We start from the raw sequence: 19450 nt of genomic DNA, 5'->3' as shown, positions 1-19450 counted from the left end.
CTAAGTAGCGTGGACTCTGCGAGTCCGCGCGGGCACCTGACCCAGCTTGTAAAGTAGAATAATGCTGGATACGTCTGCCGCACCGATTACTGAGGCGCTGGCTCACTGCAAAACTGCCGCGCCTACCCATGAGTAAACGCCTCAAAACTTTCCTTGTGACCACCAGCGGCATTCTCGGCACTTTACTTCTGGCGGTGGCCGCCTTCACCGGCCTCAGCCCGCAGCTCGGCGGCACCCCTACCAAGGCGGAGCGGCAGGCTTACGCCCGCTCAGGTCACTACGCCGATGTCGAATTCGTGAATCTGGTGCCGACGAGGGTATCGACCGGCAAGAGCTTCGCGGCCACGATGTGGAAGTTTATCTTTCACAAAGACCCGCGGGCCAAACCGCCTGGCCCGCTGCCAATGCAGCCGCTGGACTCGCTCAGCATTGTCCGCAAAACGCCGGGGCTGACGCGCGTCACCTGGTTCGGGCACTCGGCCAGCCTCGTGGAGCTGGCCGGCTACAACATCCTGCTCGACCCGATGCTAAGCATCGAGATGGGCCCGGTGAGTTGGGCGACGCCCAACCGCTACAACCGCCGCCTGGCCATCACGCCCGAACAGCTGCCGCCCATCGCTGCCGTGCTCATCTCGCACGACCACTACGACCATCTCGACTATCAAACTATCCGCAAAATCAAGGATAAAGTGGCGCAGTTCTACGTGCCGTTGGGCCTGGGCCCGCACCTGCGCCGCTGGGGCGTGGCCTCCGCGCGCATCACCGAAATGAACTGGAGCGACAGCGTGCAACTGCCGGGCCTGACGCTGCGCTGTACCCCCGCCCGCCACTTTTCGGGCCGCGGCCTCACCAACCGCAACTCCACGCTCTGGGCCTCTTGGGTGCTGCAAACGCCCAGCAAACGCATCTTTTACAGCGGCGACGGCGGCTACGGCCCGCACTTCGCCGCCATCGGCGCTGCCTACGGCCCCTTCGACCTCGCCCTGATGGAATGCGGCCAGTACGATGCCGATTGGGCTGAAATCCATATGCGCCCTGAGCAAAGCGTGCAGGCCGCCCGCGACCTGCGCGCGCACGTAATGCTGCCCGTGCACTGGGCCGCCTTCACCGAGGCCAACCACGCCTGGGACGACCCCATCCGGCGGGCCACCGCCGAGGCCGCCCGCCTGGGCCAGTCCCTGACCACGCCGCGGCTGGGCGAACCGGTAACTTTGGGCGCTGGCCCGCTGCCGCAAGCCCGGTGGTGGGAACAGTAGCGCGGACTTTGTAGTCCGCGAGTCGAACAAATTTAACTAACGGCCCCCGCGCGGACTTGCAGAGTCTACGGTACATTCTTCCACTCGCGGACTACAAAGTCCGCGCTACCCCTGCCATGCGCTACATCCTCGTCAACAAGCCCTACGAAGTCCTCACGCAATTCACCGACGAGCACGGGCGGGCTACGCTCAAGCAGTTCGTGCCGCTGCCGGGCATCTATCCGGTTGGGAGGCTGGACTACGACAGCGAGGGCCTGGTTTTGCTCACCGACGACAAGCCCTTGCAGCACCGCCTGAGCGACCCCAAATTCAAAGTCCCGAAAACCTACTGGGCGCAGGTCGAGGGCGTCCCGACCGAGGAGCAGCTGCAAAAACTGCGGCGCGGCGTGCCGCTTAAAGACGGCCTCATGACCCCTGCCCAGGCCGACCTGCTGCCCGAGCCCACTGCCCTACCCCCCCGCTCGACGCCCATCCGCTACCGGGCCAGCATCCCCACGTCGTGGCTGCGCCTGACCATCTCGCAGGGCAAAAACCGGCAGGTGCGCCGCATGACGGCCGCCGTGGGCCTGCCCTGCCTGCGCCTGCTGCGCGTCAGCATCGCCTTTCTCACCCTCGACAGCCTTGCCCCCGGCGAGTGGCGCGAGCTGACCGAGGCCGAGGCTAAGAAGCTGAAAGCCGCCTTCTCGGCCTCGAAGAATCCGGCGCAGCGCGGCCCCTTGCCCAAGGCCGGCGGGGCCGCCGCTACCCACGCCGCTCGCCCAGATCCTACGGCCGCCGCTGTCCGGACGGCACCTAAACCAGCCGCTTCGGGGCGCCGCAATGGCTGAACTGATTTCGCGCCTACCCCCCTCTTTAGCGGCAATCGGCCCGGACCCGGCGTGGAGTGTGCTGGAAGTGGCCGCCAGCCGCGGGCAGTCGCGGCTGGTGCGCTGCCACAACGTGCAGCCCCTGAAGCTGTTGCAGCCGGCGGCGCCTGGCGGCCTCTGCCACGTGGTGTTTTCTAGCTACGGCGGCGGCCTGGTGGCCGGCGACTGCCTCCGGCTCCGCGTTCGGGGCCAGGCCGGCACGCGGCTGTTGCTGAGCACCCAGGCCAACACCCGGATTTTTCGCTCCCCCGACGGCGCCGTGGCCGAGCAGCACACCATCGGCGAGCTGGCCGACCAGGCCCTAGCGGTGGTTTTTCCCGACCCTGTGGTGCCGCAGGCCGGCAGCCGCTACCGCCAGCGGCAGCATTGGCACCTGGCGCCCACGGCCACGCTGCTGCTCGTCGACTGGTTTCACGCTGGCCGCACCGACCAGGGCGAGCAGTTCGCCTTCCGCACGTTTGAAACCGAGCTGCGCGTGAGCGTGGCCGGCCGCCTCGTGCTGCTCGACCGGTTTGCCTTCGCCCCGGACGAGCACATTGCCGCCGCGCCGGCCAATTTCGCCGGCCACCAGACCTTCTTTTCCGCCTATCTCATTGGCCCGCCCGGCGACCCGCGCTTCCAGCGCTTGGCTGCCTGCTTGCAAGCTCAGCAGCTGCCCGGCCGCGTCGAGCCGCATTTCCAGCTGCGCGGCCGCCGCTACGTGGTGGCCGTCGCGCAGGCCCGCGAAAACGTGTGGGTGCTGCGCGCCGCCGCCCACAGCCGCCAGGAGCTGCAACCGCTGTGCGATGAGATTTTAGCGGCGCTGGCAAATGAGAAACTGCTGGGATTTAACCCCTTACAGCGGAAATACTGAGCAACTGCGCTCATAGCGCCTGGCAAACAGGCGGTCATGCAGAGTGCAGCGAAGCATCTCGCATAGGGGAGTAATCTAATTGTTGTTTATCATTGATTACTACCCGCCCGAGATGCTTCGCTCTGCTCTGCATGACCGTGTTACGAGCCTGTAGTGGCCCGGTATCTTCAACGGTGTCGTTCACGCGCCGGGCGGGGGCCGGCCCCCTACCGCCGGTCTTCACGCACGGCGGCCAGGGCCCGGACTTTGGCGGCCTGAATGTGGGCAATTACCTCGTCCAGCCCGAACCCGTCGATGGCGCGGGCGAAGAGAAAGGGGCCGTTGCCGCGCATTCGGCGCGAGTCGCGCTCCATCACGCCGAGGTCGGCTTTGATGAGGTCTTTGAGGTCAATCTTGTTGATAATGAGCAGGTCGGACTGCGTGATGCCGGGGCCGCCTTTGCGCGGGATTTTGTCGCCGCCCGACACGTCGATGACATAAATCGAATAGTCGACCAGCTCGCGGCTGAAGTGGGCAGCCAGGTTGTCGCCCCCGCTTTCCACGAACAGGAAATCCAGCTCGTAATTAAAGCGCACCATCAGACCCTCCAGCGCATCCATATTGAGCGAAATGTCCTCCCGGATGGCCGCGTGGGGGCAGCCGCCAGTTTCGACGCCCACAATTCTATCCTCGCTCAGGGCGCTGTGCCGAATCAGAAACTCGGCGTCCTCGCGGGTAAAGATGTCGTTCGTGACGACGCCCAATTCGTGCTGCTGGCGCATTCGCTCGCATAAGGCCTTGAGCAGCGCTGTTTTGCCCGTGCCCACCGGCCCGCCGATGCCCACGGTGAAGGCGCGCTTGCGGAAGTTGCGGTAGGAGGGCAGCCGCCGCGTTTCGCGCTCGGCGAAGTCGCCCGGCGACTCATACGCCTCATGGCCGTGGCCGTGGAGCAAAAGCGCAAGTTTTTCAACGAAAGCCATTTTGAGGGGGGTAGGAATTTGAGGATTAATTTCAGAGCGTTATGCCGAAAGGCGGTCATGCTGAGCAAAGCGAAGCATCTCGCGTGGGAAAGTAAACCAATCGTTGCAGAAGCTGATTACCACCCGCCCGAGATGCTTCGGCAAGCTCAGCATGACCGCCTTTCGGTGACGTTTTCTAATTCTGAAACAGCCGGGAATACAAATCATTGTGCAGCACCTGCGCCATTTCCAGCACGAACGCCGAGCGCGCCGCCTCACCATATTCCCTACCCCCCTCTTGAGCCAGAATGTGTTCGAACACCGCGTAGAAATCGTGTTGGAGGCGGTGGCCTTCCAGCGGCCCCAGCAGGCCCAGCCGGATGGCGGCGCTGAGCTGGTCGCGCAGCAGCAGGTGCAGCAGCATGGCTTGCAGCTCGGGCAGCGCAAAGCCGGCCCGTTGCAGTCCCAGGGCGAACACGAGAGTGAAATGCGGCGGCAGCTCCTGTGCCGCGAACCACTGCCGCAGCGCCGTGATGCCTGCTTCGGGGTAAAACGAGGCCAGCAGCTTCAGCCAGGTGCGGCCCTGGACCGCGCTGGCCCGGTGCAGGGCCGGCACCAGCAGCTGCGCGTCGTAGTCGGCGGCCAGCTCGCGCAGCTCGTCGCCCAGGGCCGGGCCGAGCGCGAAGCAGGAGTTCAGAAACGGCAGCTCCAGGCGGCCGGCCTGCTGCAAGTAGGCGTAGAGGTAGTTGCGCAGCCCGGCGTCGTCGCGCACCAGGCCCAGGGCGAGGCTGCTTTCCAGGCCATAAGAATAGGCGAAGGCGCCGGTGGGCAGGGCCGAATCAACGAGGTGCAGCAGGCGGGCGAAGTGCATGTTGTAGGGTGCGGGGCTTGTCCCCGCCCGGTGCGTGAATAACGTTGTTGGTCGAGAACATACCGGCGCGAACGTCGGGCGGGGGCAAGCCCCGCACCCTACCCCAACACTGCCCTAAAACAGGTTATACAGCTGCGCCAGCGGCAGTTTCTCGGCCGGCGCGCAGGTCAGGTGCACGCCGTCCACGGTCACGCGGTAGGTCTCCGGGTCGACTTCAATGTTGGGCAGGTAGTCGTTCAGGGCCATATCCTTTTTAGTTACCGCGCGGCAGCCGCGCACCGCCACCACGCGCTTGCGTAAGCCGTACTCGGCCTGCACCTTCGCTACCGAAGCCTGCGAGACGAACACCAGCGCCGCCTGCCCCACGGCCCCGCCCAGCGCTCCGAACATGGGCCGCGAAAATGAGGGCTGCGGCGTCGGAATCGAGGCGTTGGCATCGCCCATCTGCGCCTGCACGATGATGCCGCCCTTGAGTATCAGCTCCGGGCGGGCGCCGAAAAAGGCTGGTTTCCAGAGCACCAAATCGGCCAGCTTGCCCACTTCCACCGAGCCCACTTCGTCGGCGATGCCGTGGGCGCGGGCCGGGTTGATGGTGTACTTGGCCACGTAGCGCCGCACCCGGAAGTTGTCGTGCGGCGCGTCGGCGGGGCCGGCGGCGTCTTCGGGCAGCGGGCCGCGCTGCTGCTTCATCTTGTGGGCCGTCTGCCAGGTGCGGGTGATGACCTCCCCTACCCGGCCCATCGCCTGCGAGTCGGAGCTGATGATGCTCAGCGCGCCCAGGTCGTGCAGAATGTCCTCGGCCGCGATGGTCTCGCCCCGGATGCGGCTCTCGGCGAAGGCCACGTCTTCGGGGATGTTGCGGTCGAGGTGGTGGCAGACCATGAGCATGTCGAGGTGCTCGTCGAGCGTGTTCACGGTGAAGGGCCGCGTGGGGTTCGTGGAAGAGGGAATGACGTTGGGCTCGCCGCAGATTTTGATGATGTCGGGCGCGTGGCCGCCGCCGGCGCCTTCGGTGTGGTAGGCGTGGATGGTGCGGCCCCTGAACGCGGCGGTGCTCGTTTCCACGAAGCCGCTCTCGTTGAGCGTATCGGTGTGGATGCACACCTGCACGTCATATTCCTCGGCGATGCTCAAGCACCTGTCGATGGCGGCCGGCGTGGTGCCCCAGTCCTCGTGCAGCTTGAAGCCCAGCGCGCCGGCCTCGATTTGCTCGCGCAGACCTTCGGGCTTCGATGAGTTGCCTTTGCCCAAAAACCCGAAATTGAGGGGGTAGGCCTCGGTGGCCCGGAGCATCATTTCCAGGTAGAAGGCGCCGGGCGTGCAGGTGGTGGCGTTGGTGCCGGCGGCCGGCCCGGTGCCGCCCCCAATCATAGTCGTAACGCCCGAAGCCAGCGCCTCCGGGATTTGCTGCGGACTGATGAAGTGAATGTGGCAGTCGATGGCGCCGGCCGTGAGGATTTGCCCCTCGCCGGCCACGACTTCCGTGGTCACGCCCACCACCATGCCGGCCGTCACGCCGGGCATGATGTGCGGGTTGCCCGCCTTGCCGATGCCCACGATGCGCCCGGCCTTAATGCCGATATCGGCCTTGTAAATGCCGGTGTAGTCCACGACTAGCGCGTTGGTAATCACCAAGTCCAGCGCGGCGGCCGGGCCGATGCCGGCGGCCTGCCCCATGCCGTCGCGCAGCACCTTGCCGCCGCCAAACTTGCATTCCTCCCCATACACGCAGTAGTCGCGCTCGACCTGAATCAGCAAATCGGTGTCGCCCAGGCGGATACGGTCGCCCACAGTGGGCCCGTACATGTCGGCGTAAGCGCGGCGGGAGAGGGGTAGAGACATGATATCTATTTTACAGGTGGTTTACTTTGTTCAAAAACTCGTCCCCTACCCGTTTATTCTCTTTTTGTTCAGTAGGGAGCAATGAAGAATCAATGTTTATAACCCTGCCACTTAGTGTGCTTTGTAATAGCTTGTAGTCTTGTGTATCAATCTCAATCTTGCTTTTACTTATGAGGGAATGTAATGCAAATAGTAAATAGGTTTTAGGGTATGGCAAAATACTCTCTGGCAGAAAATACTTGCCATTGTATTGGCTCTCAATAATTGCGTTACGACATTCCATCACTATTTCTCGCAAGAAAGAATGAGCGCCGTAACGATGATTAAGTTCATGTACGTTAGGCAACATTAGTTCGCTAGCTGTTATTCCGGCCAGAATAGAATACCTTTTCGCATCTAGTTCAGGCTGTGAAGTCGTGAGTACATTTACCGATACATAACTAAAGATTTTATCATGAGCTACCTTTGAAGCCCATAGTTTCTCAAGCTTAATTTGTCTTAATTCCTCCGCATCATTCTTCATTGAAGCTAATCTTTCTCTTTTATTCAGAACCCTAATATACTTGTGATATGGCTTAGTCCTGTTTGTGAAATAGTTGTAAATTCTGAATAATGCAACAGCTATTATCAAACCGGCGAAAATCCAGCCTGCAATATCATCTTCGAGTGATATACCAAACATGGTTTGTTGTTAATCTCTAGATTTATTCAACGCCGCCTGCTTATTCTCCTCACCTAGCTGCCCATCAATCCACCCGTTGCCGCCGTACACGATGCGCTCGCCGGCTAGCGCCACTAGCGTCACGCGCTTGCGCTCGCCGGGCTCGAAGCGCACCGCCGTGCCAGCCGGAATGTTGAGGCGGAAACCGTAGGCGGCGGCGCGGTCGAAGTGCAGGGCCGCGTTGGTTTCAAAGAACGGGTAGTGCGAGCCGACCTGCACGGGCCGGTCGCCCATGTTCACAACGTCCACGTCCACCGTGGCGCGGTTCTCATTCAGGATGAGGTCATCCGAGCGCAGCTGGTATTCCCCTGGCAGCGCGTGGCTGGCGTTGTCGGGCGCGGCGAGGGGGGTAGGGATTCTGGTCAGGCCGGAGCCGTAGAGGGCCAGGGCGGGGTTGCCGGTTTCGCGGCAGATGGGGTGGTGCACGGTCACGAGCTTGGTGCCGTCGGGGAAGGTGCCCTCGATTTGGACTTCGGCCAGCAGCTCGGCCACGCCGGGCAGCACGTCGGCCAGGCCCAGCAGTTGCTTGCCCTTGTCCATGAGCACGGCCACCCGCTCGCCGTCGCGGATGAACTCCAGCAGCTGCGTAGCGAGCAGGGCCAGGGCTTCGGGGTAGTTGAGGAGCAGGCCGCGGGCATAACGCTTCTGCGCCACCACGCCGGCCTGGTGCAGAATGAGCTTGTCGAGGTCTTTGGGGGAGAGGTGCATGGGTAGGGTGCGGGGCTTGCCCCCGCCCGGCGGGCGCGCCGCTTGGTTTAGTATTTCACCGGCTGGTTTGTCATCTCAACTTCCAACGAATATCGTTCACGCGCCGGGCGGGGCAAGCCCCGCACCCTACAGGTTCCCATACATCATCCACCCGCCGTAGCCGATGCACAGCAGCGAGGACAAGGTAACGAAACTGCCCTGCAACGTCCGGCTGATTTTCATGCGCCTGGTGAACGGCACGCCGCACAGCCCCGCCACGGCCACCATGCCCAGCAGCGAGCCGGCGCCGAAGAGCAGGAAATACAGCATACTCAGCCCCAGGCCCCGGATTTCGCTCAGCACCAGCAGCACCAGGGCGCCGCTGCCGGCCAGCCCGTGCAGCAGCCCCACGGCAAAGGCGGCGCGCGAAGGCACCGCGCCGGGCCGCACCTTGGCGGGCGGCCGGCGCTGGTCGAGCAGGCGGCTGATGCCCATCAGCACGAGCACGCCCCCCACGGCGGCTTCGAAATAGCCGGAAGTGAGGACCGTAGCCCGCCCCAGCAGGATGAGACTCCCTACCCCCACCAGCATGGTCGTGTGGCCCAGGCCCCAGTAGAGGCCGTCGCGCAGGGCCTCGGCCAGCGTGTCGCGCCGCGAGACGAGGTTGCCGACGGCCAGCAGGTGGTCGGGCTCGAAGGCGTGGCCAAGTCCGGCGAGCAGGGCGAAGAAGAGTGGCAGCAGGGCGCCCATAGGTGCGGCTTTTGGCGCAAGATAAAGCCAGCCGGCCGGTAGCTACGCGCGGGCTGCGCGCAGGAATGGCAGATTCGGCGCGGGCAACGGTGGCCGCAGCCGCAACAACGACAGCATCAGGGCATAACCACCCGCGGGACAGCCCCTAAACGGGCGCCGACAAGCCAATCTGTCACCCGCCGGGGCCTTGGTACGCGGCTTGTAAAAGCCCCGGCGCGACCAGTTCGCACTCTTGAACCTGACACTCATCACTTCTAACATACTTCCCAACATGGGCAAAATCATCGGTATTGACCTGGGTACTACCAACTCCTGCGTGGCCGTCATGGAAGGCAACGAGCCGGTCGTCATCCCGAACTCCGAAGGCCGCCGCACTACCCCCTCTATCGTGGCCTTCCTCGACGGCGGCAAGGGCGAGCGCAAAGTGGGCGACCCGGCCAAGCGCCAGGCCGTGACCAACCCCAAGAACACCATTGCCAGCATCAAGCGCTTCATGGGCCGCAACTTCTCGGAAGTGTCGGCCGAAAGCAAGTACGTCGCCTACGACCTCACGCCGGGCTCCAACGCGACCGTGGCCGTGAAAATCGGTGACCGCAACTACACGCCGCAGGAAATCTCGGCGATGGTGCTTCAGAAAATGAAGCAGACCGCCGAAGACTACCTCGGCCAACCCGTCACCGAAGCCGTCATCACCGTGCCGGCCTACTTCAACGATGCCCAGCGCCAGGCCACCAAGGAAGCCGGCGCCATCGCGGGCCTCGACGTGAAGCGCATCATCAACGAGCCTACGGCCGCCGCGTTGGCTTATGGGCTTGACAAGCAGCATAAAGACCAGAAAATCGCCGTCTATGACCTCGGCGGCGGCACGTTCGACATCTCGATTCTGGAGCTGGGCGACGGCGTGTTCGAGGTGCTGAGCACCAATGGCGACACCCACCTCGGTGGCGACGACTTTGACCAGGTAATCATCAACTTCCTGGCCGACCAGTTCAAGTCTGACAACGAAGGCCTCGACCTGCGCAACGACCCGATGGCCTTGCAGCGCCTGAAGGAAGCCGCCGAGAAAGCCAAAGTGGAGCTGTCCAGCTCGAACGAAACCGAAATTAACCTGCCCTACATCACGGCCACGGCCTCCGGCCCCAAACACCTGGTGGTGAAGCTGAGCCGCGCCAAGTTTGAGCAGCTCGCCGACGACCTCGTGCGCCGCTCGATGGAGCCCGTGAAAAAAGCTTTGCAAGACGCCGGCCTGAGCACCTCGGATATTAACGAAGTGATTCTGGTGGGTGGCTCGACCCGCATCCCGCGCATTCAGGAAGAAGTCGAGAAATTCTTTGGCAAGAAGCCCAGTAAGGGCGTCAACCCCGACGAAGTTGTAGCCATTGGCGCCGCCATTCAGGGCGGCGTGCTGACGGGTGAAGTGAAGGACGTGCTGCTGCTCGACGTGACCCCGCTCTCGCTTGGTATCGAGACGATGGGCGGCGTGATGACCAAGCTCATCGAAAGCAATACGACCATCCCGACCAAGAAATCGGAGACGTTCTCGACGGCTTCCGACAGCCAGCCCAGCGTGGAAATCCACGTGCTGCAAGGCGAGCGGCCCCTGGCCAGCCAGAACCGCACCATCGGCAAGTTCCACTTGGATTCGATTCCGCCCGCGCCGCGCGGCGTGCCGCAGATTGAGGTCATCTTCGATATCGACGCCAACGGCATCCTGAACGTGACGGCTAAGGACAAGGGTACGGGCAAAGAGCAGAAAATCCGTATCGAAGCCTCGTCGGGCCTCTCCGACGCCGACATCGAGCGGATGCGCACCGAAGCTAAGTCGAACGAAGCGGCTGACCGCGCCGAAGCCGAGCGCATCAAGAAGGTGAACGACGCCGACTCGATGATTTTCCAGACCGAAAAGCAGCTCAAGGAGTACGGCGACAAGCTCAGCGGCGGCAACAAAACGGCCATCGAAAACGCCCTCGCCGACCTGCGCAAGGCCCACGAAAGCAAGGACCTGGCCCAGATTGACACCGCCATGACGGCCATCAATGCCGCCTGGCAGGCCGCCTCGCAGGAGATGTACGCTCAGGGCGGCCAGCCCGGCGCCGACGGTGCGGGCAACCCCTTCGGCGGCGACGGCCAAGCACCCAACGGCAACGGCCAGCAAGGCCAGCCCCAGGCCGCCGATAACGTAACCGACGTGGACTACGAGGAAGTCGGCACCAAGTAATCACTGATTTTAGCTGATCAGGCTGATTTCGCTGATTAATTTTAGTTGAACTAAGAGGGCCCGGAGCAATTGCTCCGGGCCCTCTTAGTTTGCAAAGTTGTTGGGGAATTAAGGCGGGGCGGGCGGGCGGCGAAAAGCCAACCGCCCGCTTGAAGTAAGAACGAGGAGGTAGGAAATCGGCGCTAACGGCGCACCCTTCGAGCGGGCGAGCGGCGAAAAGCCACCCGCCCGCCCCGCCTTACTGCGCTCTTTAGCCTTGCTCAAACCTCCTTCCGTAGTAGAAAACAACGTCTTTGAGCCATGAAATTTTCAATCATTGGGGCCGGAATCGGGGGGCTGACGGCGGCCCACGCGCTGCTGCAACTCGGGCACGAGGTGCAAGTGATGGAAGCGGCGGCCGAGCTGCGCGAAGTGGGCGCGGGTGTGGTGCTGGGGGCCAATGCCATGCGGGCGCTGCACCGGCTGGGCCTGCACGATGTGGTGCGGGCGCTGGGGCAGCCGGTGCGGCGGCTGGCCTTGCGCGGGCGCCGGGGGCAGCTGCTCAGTGAGGTCGATACCGACCCGCTCACGGCGCGGCTGGGGTTTGAGAACCTGGCCATTCACCGGGCGGCGCTGCAAAAGGTGCTGCTGGCGGCCCTACCCCCCGGCAGCGTGCGGCTGGGCCAGCGGCTGACTCATTTTGAAGCCAACTCGGCGGGCGTGACAACTTTTTTTGATAATGGCAATTCGGTAGCGGCTGATGCGCTGCTGGGCGCCGATGGCCTGCGTTCGCGGGTACGGCAGCAGCTCGTGCCAGCCGCCCAGCCGCGCTACGCCGGCTACAGCTGCTGGCGCGGCGTGATCGACGCCCGGACGCTGGACCTGCCGGCCGGGGACTCCTGCGAAATCTGGGGCGCCGGAGGCCGCCGCTTCGGCTACGTGCCGCTGGCCGACGGGCAGGTGTACTGGTTTGCCTGCCTCAACAGCCCTACCCCCCAGGACCCGCGCTTCCGCGGCTTCCGGCTCGCCGACTTGCAGCGGGAGTTTGCTGGCTTTGGCGCGCCGGTGCCTGCCCTGCTGGCCCTGACCTCCGACGAGCAGCTGCTCTGGAACGACATTCTGGACCTCAAGCCCCTGGCGCAGTTTGCCTTCGGGCGGGTGCTGCTGCTCGGCGACGCCGCCCACGCGACCACGCCCAACCTGGGGCAGGGCGCGGGCCAGGCTGTGGAAGACGCTGCCGCGCTAGCCGCCTGCCTGACGGCCCAGCCGGGCGACGTGGAGGCCGCATTCCGGGCCTTCGACCAGCGCCGGCGGCACCGCACGACGCGCATTGTGGCGCAGTCGTGGCACCTGGGCAAGCTCGCGCAGCTGGAAAATCTCCTGCTCGCTGGGGTACGCGATGCAGTGCTAAGCCGGGTGCCCGCGCGGATTAACGAGCAGCAGATGAGATTTTTGTACGAAGGCGAGTAGGTGCCCGTCTACCTGGCTTGGTTGTCGCGGCGGCGCAAGACCATCACCTGGCCGCCGCCGGGGAGTAGGGAAATTTCCAATTGGTCTTTTCGACTTACCGTGCGGGTCTGCTTCACCAGATGATTGGGGTTAGACGCCACGTCGGGGGCGTCGGCGTAGAGGGTGGCTTCGTAGAGGCCGGGGGGTAGGAAATCCAGCGGGAGCGTCAGGGTGCGGGCCTCGCTGTTGTTGAGCGTGCCGACAAACCAGTCGGCGCCTTTGCGGCGGGCGAAACAGACGTATTTCGCCACCTCCGCCAGCGGCACGCGGGTTTCGTCCCATGTGGTGGGCAGGAATTTGATAAACTCGAAGCCGGGCTGGTTTTCGTAGGCCGCGGGCTCGTCGCAAACCATACCCAGGTAGCTTTCCAGCACCACGTACATGGCCAGCATATGGGCGCGGGTGCCCACCATCAGCGGCCGGACGTAGTGGGAGCGAAACCGCGCCTCCGGCACCGCCCGGAAGCCGCCCAGGTGGTAGTCGGTGGGGCCGGCCAGCAGCCGGCTAAAGGGCATGTTGAGGTCGTGGTCGGGCCGCATCGGGCCGCCCCACTTGTTGTTTTCGTAGTTGAGCGTGGCCTCGCGGGTCAGCTCGTTGGGGTAGGTGCGGCTCAGGCCGCTGGGCTTGGCCACGCCGTGAAACTGCACGTGGATGTGGTGCTGGGCGGCTTTGCGCAGGATTTCTTCCTGCATGTTGACCATGAGCTGGTCGTCGCGGTCCATAAAATCGACCATCATGCCCTGCACGCCCCAGTGCGCAAACTGGGCCAGCGCCGCGTCGAGCTGGGCATAAAACGGCTGCCAGTGCACCCACACGCGCAGCCCTACCCCCCTGCTTTTGGCATAGTCACCGAGGCGCTGCATGTCCAGGCCGGGCACGGGCCGCGTCACGTCGGAGTGCGGGCCGGGCGCGTAGCTCTCGCCATCGTTCTGGTACCAGGCCACGCCGCCGTAGCCGATGACGGTGTGGTAAGCCAACTTATTGCGGGCGCAGAAGTCGATGTAGTATTTATTAAACTCAAAGTTCAAGCCTGGGCTGAAACTGGTGTCGGGCAGCACGTCGCCATTCCACCAGTGAAAGGTGCTCATCCCCGGCCGGAGCCAGCTCAGGTCTTTGATAGCCGTCGGCTCGTTGAGGCTGGTGAGGATGTTGGATTCGAGCAGCGTTTTCACCTCGCGGCCCAGCAGCAGCACGCGCCAGGGCGTGCGGTGCGGCAGCGTGGCGCGCACCTTTTCCGCGGTCTGGCCGGGCAAGGGCGAAAGCCGGCTGGTCAGCGCGCCGTCGGGGCGGCGGGCCAGATACATCGTGGCGTAGTCGCGCACGGCCGCCTCGGTGATGGCCAGGTACGCCCGGCCCGGATACTCGAACAGGGTAGGCAGGTCCAGTAGTGTGTCGGCCTTGATTTGGCGCAGCGGCAGGCGGCTGTAAAATCCTTCATGCGAGGTCAGGTAGCTTTCCCGGAACAGCGTGAGCGCGGTCGGGTCGCCGGTCAGGTTGAAAGTCGTGTTTTCGGCGGTGAGCACGTAGGACGGCCAGTTGGGTTGGGCTGGAAATTCGTAGCGAAACGCCAGGCCGTCGTCAAACGCCCGCACCCGCACATCCAGCCGGCGCCCCTCCCTACCCCCCTCCTGGAGCCGCAACACGACCTCCTGGCAGCGGTTATGCACCCGGCTGGCTTTGCCCACCGGCAGGCGATAGAACTCGTCAATCTTTCGGCGCTCGGTGCCCAGCAGCCGCAGCCCGGCGCCCAGCGGCGGCGCCCCCTTGAACGTCAGGCCCAGCGCCGAGGGCAATACCACCGGCTGCCCCTCGAACTCCACCCGGTAGGTGGGCGCGGCCGGCGTCAGCGTCAGCGTGCAAACCAGGTGCCCATCGGGCGAGGTGAGCCGGACCGGGCGTTGGGCCCGCGCGGCGCCGGCCGCGCTCAGCAACAGGAAAAGCACCCAGACCAGGCGAAGTAATGAAGCCATCATATGGGTGGGAAAGGGGTAGAAGCTGTCGGGCCGGGGCGGGCCGGCCGCCGCTAACTTTAAGCTACTAAAGCAAAGCTAAAACCATGTGCTTACCGGCTACGCCTGCTGTGGTGTCACCCTCAAGCACTTCAAGGGCCACGGCCCCAACACTTGAGGCCTGACGGCCTCCGACAGCTACCAGGGCTATGGGGCCCACAACCCCAAAGAGGACGTGGGCGTGATTTCGGCCACCGCCGCGCTCTCGGCCTTTCCCTACGCGCCGGAGCAATCCATGCGTGCGCTCAAGCACTTCTATTTCGACCTGAACGACCAAATCTGGGGCGAGTATGGCTTCGTGGACAGCTTCAGCGAGCAGCACAACTAGGCGGCCGAATCCTGCCTGGCCATCGACCAGGGCCCCATCGTGGTAATGATGAAGAATTACCGCTCCGGCCTGCTCTGGGAACTGCTGATGAGTTCGCCGGACGTGCAGCGCGGGCTGACGAAGCTGGGATTTGAGAGCCCGCTGATTAAGTTAGTTGGCAAGTAAATCAGTATTGTTGGCTCTGACGGCCTATCGGCGCGGGCAGTAGCGGTGGGGCAGAGAATCTAATCCCGGTGCCTGGCTAAAATTGCACCACTCTGAGGCTGCCGACCCTGAGAACCGGCGGCGAACCCAGCCCTACCCCCTTGCGTATGCCCGGCGCGTAGTATCTTAGGCCATTCATCTGACGCAGCAATTTTATATTTTGCACTTTTCCAGCTTATGATTTCAGTGTTTCCTATAAATTATCGCCAGGCCCTGGCCCTGGGCACCCTGCTGGCGGCTGCGGCCGGCTGCTCCGTGAGCGAGCAGCGACAGGAAGGCGGCAAGTTCCCCGTAACCAGCGCCGTCCCGGCCGCGCCAAGTCAGCGCCAGCAGCTCAAGGCCGTGCGCACGTTCGCCAAGACTACTTTTCAGCTCGCCGCGGTGGAGGAAGTCCGGCTGGCCGGAGTAGATATTCCGGCGGCAGCGAACAATTCCCTACCCCCCTCCGCGCCGGCCAGCGAGCTGAAAGCCGCCGCCAGCGGAACCGGCGCCGTGCCGCTGCACCTGCGGCTGCGCCTGGAAGCCCGCAACCCCAACCGCGACAAGGTGCTGCTCAACCAGCTGGAATATCTGGTGCTGGTGGATGGCCGCGAAGTGGCCACTGGCAGCACCGACAACATGCTCGAAATTGAGCCCCGCAGCACGTTGAGCATTCCGCTTACCCTCGATGCCAACGTGCGCGAAGCCCTGGCCGCCGGCCTCGCCCCCGAAACGCTGGCCAGCGCCCTCGGCACCTGGAACCGCCCCTCGGCCCGCCTGCGCGTGCACGTGCGCCCCACGTTTCAGAACGCAACGGGCCGCGCCTTCCGCACCACCGATTTCGAGCCTATCGAGGTCCTGGTCGCCGGGCGCTAGCAGCGGCGGGGGCAGGAAGCCAGCCGGGGGCAGCGGCGCTTTGTGCAGCAGAAACTGCGGTTTGTGTAGTCCCGGTCCGGGTGGAAGCCAGACCTTTGCGGGGCCGTTGCCAGTCAGGCCGGCGCGCCGTTCACTTCCCTACCCCCCCCTCCGCATGAGCAACCTCACCGACTTTCGCACCCTGGGCCGCTCCGGCCTGATTGTCAGCCCGCTGGCGCTGGGCACCATGACCTTCGGCACCCCGCGCTGGGGCTCGCCCGATGAGGTGTCCGAAAGTATTTTCAAAGCCTATACTGAAGCCGGCGGCAATTTTATTGATACGGCCGACGTGTATTCGGGTGGGCGCAGCGAGGAGCTGGTGGGCCGCTACGTGGCCGGCCACCAGCTGCGCGACCAGCTGGTGCTGGCCACCAAGTTCGGCTTTGGCTCGCAGCCCGGCAACCCCCACGGCGGCGGCAACGGCCGCAAGCACATCTACCAGGCCCTGGAAGGCTCGCTGCGCCGGCTGAAAACCGACTACGTGGACCTCTACTGGCTGCACGTCTGGGACACGGTGACGCCCGCCGAGGAAGTGCTGCAAACGCTCGGCGACCTGGTGCGGGCCGGCAAAATCCGCTACTTCGGCTTCTCCGACATGCCCGCCTGGTACACGGCCAAGGCGGCCACGCTGGCGCAGGTGCACGCCGTGCCCGGCCCCATTGCCATGCAGCTCGAATATTCGCTCGTGGAGCGCACCATCGAGCGCGAGCACCTGCCCGCCGCCCGCGAGCTGGGCCTGGGCATCCTGCCGTGGAGCCCGCTGGCGGGCGGCTTCCTGGCTGGCAAGTACGCGCGCGAAACGGCCGGGGCCGGCGGCGCGGGCCGGCTTAGCGGCCCGAATCCATTCGCGGGCGAGCACACGAAGTTCACCGACCGCAACTGGGCGGTGCTCGCCAAGCTGCGCGAGGTGGCCGCCGAGCTGGAACGCCCCTTGGCGCAGGTGGCGCTGGCCTGGGCGGCGGCGCAGCCTGGCATCACGGCGCCCATCATCGGGGCCAGCCGGGTCGAGCAGCTGCACGACAATCTGGCCTCGCTCGACGTCCAGTTTGTTCCCGCTCAGCTGCAAGCGCTCAACGAGGCCAGCGCCCCCGCGCCCACGTTTCCCTACCCCATCTTCACCCCGGCCCTGAACCGGGGAGCCGTGTTCGGGGGCGCAAGCGTGCAGGGCTGGCGGTAGCAGCCGGCACGCGCCGAATCGTGTACTGGCTGGCGGTAGCTTTGCATCCTCATCTTAAAAAGAACAGCGAATGCAGCTTGGCATTGACAGTTTTGCGGCGGCCGTAGCCGCGAGCGGCGCCGGCCCCGCCCACGACGGCGCCGCGTCCATCGAGCAGCTGCTAGCCCGCATCGTGCGGGCCGACGAGGTGGGCTTGGATGTGTTTGGCGTCGGCGAGCACCACCGGCCGGAGTTTCTGGACTCGGCGCCCACCATCATTCTGGCCGCCGCTGCCGCCCGCACCCGGCGCATCCGCCTGACCAGCGCCGTCACGGTGCTCTCGGCCGCCGACCCCGTGCGCGTGTTTCAGGAGTTCGCGACGCTGGATTTGATTGCGCAGGGCCGCATCGAAATGGTGGTCGGGCGCGGCTCGTTCACGGAGGCGTTTCCGCTCTTTGGGCTGAAGCTCCAGGACTACGACCAGCTGTTCAGCGAAAAGCTGGAGCTGCTGCTCAAAATCAGGGATAATGAGCAGGTGCACTGGGCGGGGCGGTTCCGGCCCGCGCTCACGGGGCAGGGCATCTATCCGCGGCCGTGGCAGCAGCCTTTGCCGGTGTGGCTGGGGGTAGGCGGCACGCCCGAGTCGTTCAGGCGGGCGGGCGCGCTGGGTTTGCCCCTGATGGTGGCCATTATCGGCGGCGAAACCCACCGCTTCCGGCCGCTCGTGGACCTCTACCGCGAGGCCGGCCGCCGCGCCGGCCACCCGCCGGAGCAGCTGCAAGTAGGCCTGCACTCGCTGGGCTACGTGGCTGACACCGACGCGCAAGCGGCCGAGGAGTTCTTTCCCGGCTACGCCCGCACCTTCACCAAAATTGGCCGCGAGCGGGGCTGGGGGCCGGTCACGCGGGCGCAGTTCGAGCAGCTGCGCGGCCCGCGCGGCGCCCTGCTGCTGGGCGGTCCTGAGGAGGTGGCCGAGAAGATAAGGCGCCACAGCGAGGCGCTGGGCGGCATTTCGCGCGTCACGTTTCAGATGGATAGCGCCGAGCTATCGACCGCGCAGCTGCTGCACGCCATCGAGCTGCTGGGCACGCGCGTGGCCCCGCTGCTGGCCGAAGCGGTGGCCCCCGCCGCGTAGGCTGCTCAGGGCCGCCGCGCTGGCTTTGCCTACGCTGCTGGCTGATATGCTACCAATTCCCTACCCCCCGCTGCTGCTTCAAGCCCAAAGCGGGGGGTAGGGATTCGGCGAGTTGGGCGGCGTTTTGTGTTGGAGAAACCGGGATTTATGTAGCCCGGAGCTAAGGGCGCCGCCGGACCTTTGTAGCGTAAAACAACCGCTTTATTTTCCGCACTATGAGCACCCTCAAACAAGTAGCCCTGGGCAGCCAGGGCCTGGAAGTCGCTAATGAAGGCCTGGGCTGCATGGGTATGACCACGCTGGCCGGCATGACTATCTACAGCCCCGCCGACGAAACCGAGAGCATCGCCACCATTCACCGGGCGCGGGAGCTGGGCGTGACGATGCTCGACACGGCCGACCTCTACGGCCCGCTGCTGAATGAGCGCCTGGTGGGCAAAGCCATTGCCGGCCGGCGCGACCAGTATAGTATCGCCACCAAGTTCGGCTACGAGATTGATGACAGCGAAAACTTGCGGCCGGACTTCGGCATCAACGGCCGGCCCGACTACATCCGCAAGGCCATCGACCGCTCCCTGCGCAACCTGGGCACCGACTACGTGGACCTCTACTACATGCACCGCCCCGACCCCAACGTGCCCATCGAGGACTCAGTGGGCGCGATGAGCGAGCTGGTGCGGGCGGGCAAGGTGCGCTACCTGGGCTTGTCGGAAGTATCGGCCGACCTCATCCGCCGGGCCCACGCCGTGCACCCGCTCACGGCCATCCAAACTGAGTATTCGCTCTTCGACCGGGGCGTGGAGGAAGACGGCGTGCTCGAACTCACCCGCGAGCTGGGCATTGGCTTCGTGGGCTACTCACCGCTGGGCCGGGGCTTTCTGACGGGCGACATCAAGAGCCTGGACGATATGGATGCCGGCGACTTCCGCCGCCACATGCCCCGCTACCAGCCCGAAAACTTCGCCAAAAACCTGGAGCTGGTCGAGAAGCTTAAGCAGATGGCCCAGGCCAAAGGGGTGACGCCCGCCCAGCTGGCCCTGGCCTGGGTGCTGGCCCAGGGCGTGGTAGCTATTCCGGGCACCAAGCGCGTGAGCTACCTGGAAGCCAACGTGGCCGCTGCCGGCCTGCCGCTGAGCGCAGCCGAGCTGGCGGAGCTGGACGCCATTATGCCGGTGGGCAGCGTGGCCGGCGCCGCGTATTAAGCCGCGTATTAAATGGGGGGTAGGCTTTTATT

Annotated in this window: 16 protein-coding genes and 1 pseudogene; 10 read left to right on the top strand and 7 right to left on the bottom strand. The window is 64.6% G+C overall.

Annotated features, from left to right (window positions below; translation table 11 throughout):
- Window positions 1–128 precede the first annotated feature (128 nt).
- The 3 genes from ACFE70_RS08790 (at window position 129) to ACFE70_RS08780 (ending at window position 2975) form a co-directional block, all read left to right on the top strand.
- Window positions 129–1256: an MBL fold metallo-hydrolase gene (locus ACFE70_RS08790; RefSeq protein WP_375417360.1), complete on the top strand. Its 1128-nt coding sequence runs from the start codon at window positions 129–131 to the stop codon at window positions 1254–1256.
- A 116-nt stretch (window positions 1257–1372) separates the two neighbouring features.
- On the top strand, window positions 1373–2083 hold the full coding sequence (locus ACFE70_RS08785) for a pseudouridine synthase (RefSeq protein ID WP_375417359.1): 711 nt from the start codon (window positions 1373–1375) through the stop codon (window positions 2081–2083).
- The gene (locus ACFE70_RS08780) at window positions 2076–2975 is read left to right on the top strand and encodes an urease accessory protein UreD (protein ID WP_375417358.1); all 900 of its coding nucleotides are present in this window, start codon (window positions 2076–2078) and stop codon (window positions 2973–2975) included. Before ACFE70_RS08785 ends, ACFE70_RS08780 begins: the two co-directional genes overlap by 8 nt.
- A 206-nt stretch (window positions 2976–3181) precedes the next feature.
- On the opposite strand, the gene ureG is transcribed toward ACFE70_RS08780, so the two are convergent.
- The 6 genes from ureG to ACFE70_RS08750 all read right to left on the bottom strand — a co-directional run bounded on the left by ureG (window position 3182) and on the right by ACFE70_RS08750 (window position 8784).
- On the bottom strand, window positions 3182–3934 hold the full coding sequence (gene ureG, locus ACFE70_RS08775; protein WP_375417357.1) for an urease accessory protein UreG: 753 nt from the start codon (window positions 3932–3934) through the stop codon (window positions 3182–3184).
- A gap of 175 nt (window positions 3935–4109) precedes the next feature.
- Entirely contained in the window at window positions 4110–4784 is a 675-nt protein-coding gene (locus ACFE70_RS08770) for an urease accessory protein UreF (RefSeq protein WP_375417356.1), read from the bottom strand.
- A gap of 114 nt (window positions 4785–4898) precedes the next feature.
- Window positions 4899–6626 (bottom strand): urease subunit alpha, encoded by a 1728-nt coding sequence (ureC, locus tag ACFE70_RS08765; protein WP_375417355.1) that lies wholly within the window; start codon window positions 6624–6626, stop codon window positions 4899–4901.
- A 10-nt stretch (window positions 6627–6636) separates the two neighbouring features.
- The gene (locus ACFE70_RS08760; RefSeq protein ID WP_375417354.1) at window positions 6637–7308 is read right to left on the bottom strand and encodes a hypothetical protein; all 672 of its coding nucleotides are present in this window, start codon (window positions 7306–7308) and stop codon (window positions 6637–6639) included.
- 9 nt (window positions 7309–7317) lie between these two features.
- Complete coding sequence (locus ACFE70_RS08755; protein ID WP_375417353.1) at window positions 7318–8055, bottom strand: urease subunit beta; 738 nt, start codon at window positions 8053–8055, stop codon at window positions 7318–7320.
- Window positions 8056–8181: 126 nt separating this feature from the next.
- The gene (locus tag ACFE70_RS08750) at window positions 8182–8784 is read right to left on the bottom strand and encodes an urease accessory protein (protein WP_375417352.1); all 603 of its coding nucleotides are present in this window, start codon (window positions 8782–8784) and stop codon (window positions 8182–8184) included.
- 271 nt (window positions 8785–9055) lie between these two features.
- On the opposite strand from ACFE70_RS08750, the gene dnaK reads away from it, so the two are divergent.
- Both dnaK and ACFE70_RS08740 read left to right on the top strand, forming a co-directional pair.
- Window positions 9056–11002 (top strand): molecular chaperone DnaK, encoded by a 1947-nt coding sequence (dnaK, locus tag ACFE70_RS08745; protein ID WP_375417351.1) that lies wholly within the window; start codon window positions 9056–9058, stop codon window positions 11000–11002.
- A 300-nt stretch (window positions 11003–11302) separates the two neighbouring features.
- Window positions 11303–12451, top strand: a complete 1149-nt coding sequence (locus ACFE70_RS08740) for an FAD-dependent monooxygenase (RefSeq protein WP_375417350.1) — start codon at window positions 11303–11305, stop codon at window positions 12449–12451.
- Between the two features lie 8 nt (window positions 12452–12459).
- Here ACFE70_RS08740 and ACFE70_RS08735 read toward each other — a convergent pair whose 3' ends face one another.
- Window positions 12460–14460, bottom strand: a complete 2001-nt coding sequence (locus tag ACFE70_RS08735; protein ID WP_375417349.1) for a glycoside hydrolase family 97 protein — start codon at window positions 14458–14460, stop codon at window positions 12460–12462.
- Window positions 14461–14620: 160 nt separating this feature from the next.
- Here ACFE70_RS08735 and ACFE70_RS08730 point away from each other — a divergent pair.
- The 5 genes and pseudogenes from ACFE70_RS08730 (at window position 14621) to ACFE70_RS08710 (ending at window position 19418) form a co-directional block, all read left to right on the top strand.
- Window positions 14621–14992: pseudogene (locus ACFE70_RS08730) on the top strand (glucoamylase family protein).
- A gap of 216 nt (window positions 14993–15208) precedes the next feature.
- Window positions 15209–15886, top strand: a complete 678-nt coding sequence (locus tag ACFE70_RS08725) for a hypothetical protein (protein ID WP_375417348.1) — start codon at window positions 15209–15211, stop codon at window positions 15884–15886.
- Window positions 15887–16040: 154 nt separating this feature from the next.
- Window positions 16041–17102, top strand: a complete 1062-nt coding sequence (locus ACFE70_RS08720; RefSeq protein WP_375417347.1) for an aldo/keto reductase — start codon at window positions 16041–16043, stop codon at window positions 17100–17102.
- Between the two features lie 70 nt (window positions 17103–17172).
- Window positions 17173–18216, top strand: coding sequence for an Atu2307/SP_0267 family LLM class monooxygenase (locus tag ACFE70_RS08715; protein ID WP_375417346.1), 1044 nt, complete (start codon window positions 17173–17175; stop codon window positions 18214–18216).
- A gap of 215 nt (window positions 18217–18431) precedes the next feature.
- Window positions 18432–19418 carry an aldo/keto reductase gene (locus ACFE70_RS08710; RefSeq protein WP_375417345.1) on the top strand — a complete coding sequence of 329 codons (987 nt, stop codon included), beginning with the start codon at window positions 18432–18434 and terminating at the stop codon, window positions 19416–19418.
- Window positions 19419–19450: the final 32 nt, after the last annotated feature.

The organism is uncultured Hymenobacter sp., assembly GCF_964243305.1.
Lineage (GTDB): Bacteria > Bacteroidota > Bacteroidia > Cytophagales > Hymenobacteraceae > Hymenobacter.
Note: the sequence above shows the minus strand (reverse complement) of the source record. Positions and strands in the feature narration are given on the sequence as shown.

Excerpts from the sequence above, each read along its gene's own strand:
- ACFE70_RS08790 (WP_375417360.1), top strand. The coding sequence starts at position 129 with ATGAGTAAACGCCTCAAAACTTTCCTTGTGACCACCAGCGGCATTCTC.
- ACFE70_RS08785 (WP_375417359.1), top strand. The coding sequence starts at position 1,373 with ATGCGCTACATCCTCGTCAACAAGCCCTACGAAGTCCTCACGCAATTC.
- ACFE70_RS08780 (WP_375417358.1), top strand. The coding sequence starts at position 2,076 with ATGGCTGAACTGATTTCGCGCCTACCCCCCTCTTTAGCGGCAATCGGC.
- ureG (WP_375417357.1), bottom strand. The coding sequence starts at position 3,934 with ATGGCTTTCGTTGAAAAACTTGCGCTTTTGCTCCACGGCCACGGCCAT.
- ACFE70_RS08770 (WP_375417356.1), bottom strand. The coding sequence starts at position 4,784 with ATGCACTTCGCCCGCCTGCTGCACCTCGTTGATTCGGCCCTGCCCACC.
- ureC (WP_375417355.1), bottom strand. The coding sequence starts at position 6,626 with ATGTCTCTACCCCTCTCCCGCCGCGCTTACGCCGACATGTACGGGCCC.
- ACFE70_RS08760 (WP_375417354.1), bottom strand. The coding sequence starts at position 7,308 with ATGTTTGGTATATCACTCGAAGATGATATTGCAGGCTGGATTTTCGCC.
- ACFE70_RS08755 (WP_375417353.1), bottom strand. The coding sequence starts at position 8,055 with ATGCACCTCTCCCCCAAAGACCTCGACAAGCTCATTCTGCACCAGGCC.
- ACFE70_RS08750 (WP_375417352.1), bottom strand. The coding sequence starts at position 8,784 with ATGGGCGCCCTGCTGCCACTCTTCTTCGCCCTGCTCGCCGGACTTGGC.
- dnaK (WP_375417351.1), top strand. The coding sequence starts at position 9,056 with ATGGGCAAAATCATCGGTATTGACCTGGGTACTACCAACTCCTGCGTG.
- ACFE70_RS08740 (WP_375417350.1), top strand. The coding sequence starts at position 11,303 with ATGAAATTTTCAATCATTGGGGCCGGAATCGGGGGGCTGACGGCGGCC.
- ACFE70_RS08735 (WP_375417349.1), bottom strand. The coding sequence starts at position 14,460 with ATGGCTTCATTACTTCGCCTGGTCTGGGTGCTTTTCCTGTTGCTGAGC.
- ACFE70_RS08725 (WP_375417348.1), top strand. The coding sequence starts at position 15,209 with ATGATTTCAGTGTTTCCTATAAATTATCGCCAGGCCCTGGCCCTGGGC.
- ACFE70_RS08720 (WP_375417347.1), top strand. The coding sequence starts at position 16,041 with ATGAGCAACCTCACCGACTTTCGCACCCTGGGCCGCTCCGGCCTGATT.
- ACFE70_RS08715 (WP_375417346.1), top strand. The coding sequence starts at position 17,173 with ATGCAGCTTGGCATTGACAGTTTTGCGGCGGCCGTAGCCGCGAGCGGC.
- ACFE70_RS08710 (WP_375417345.1), top strand. The coding sequence starts at position 18,432 with ATGAGCACCCTCAAACAAGTAGCCCTGGGCAGCCAGGGCCTGGAAGTC.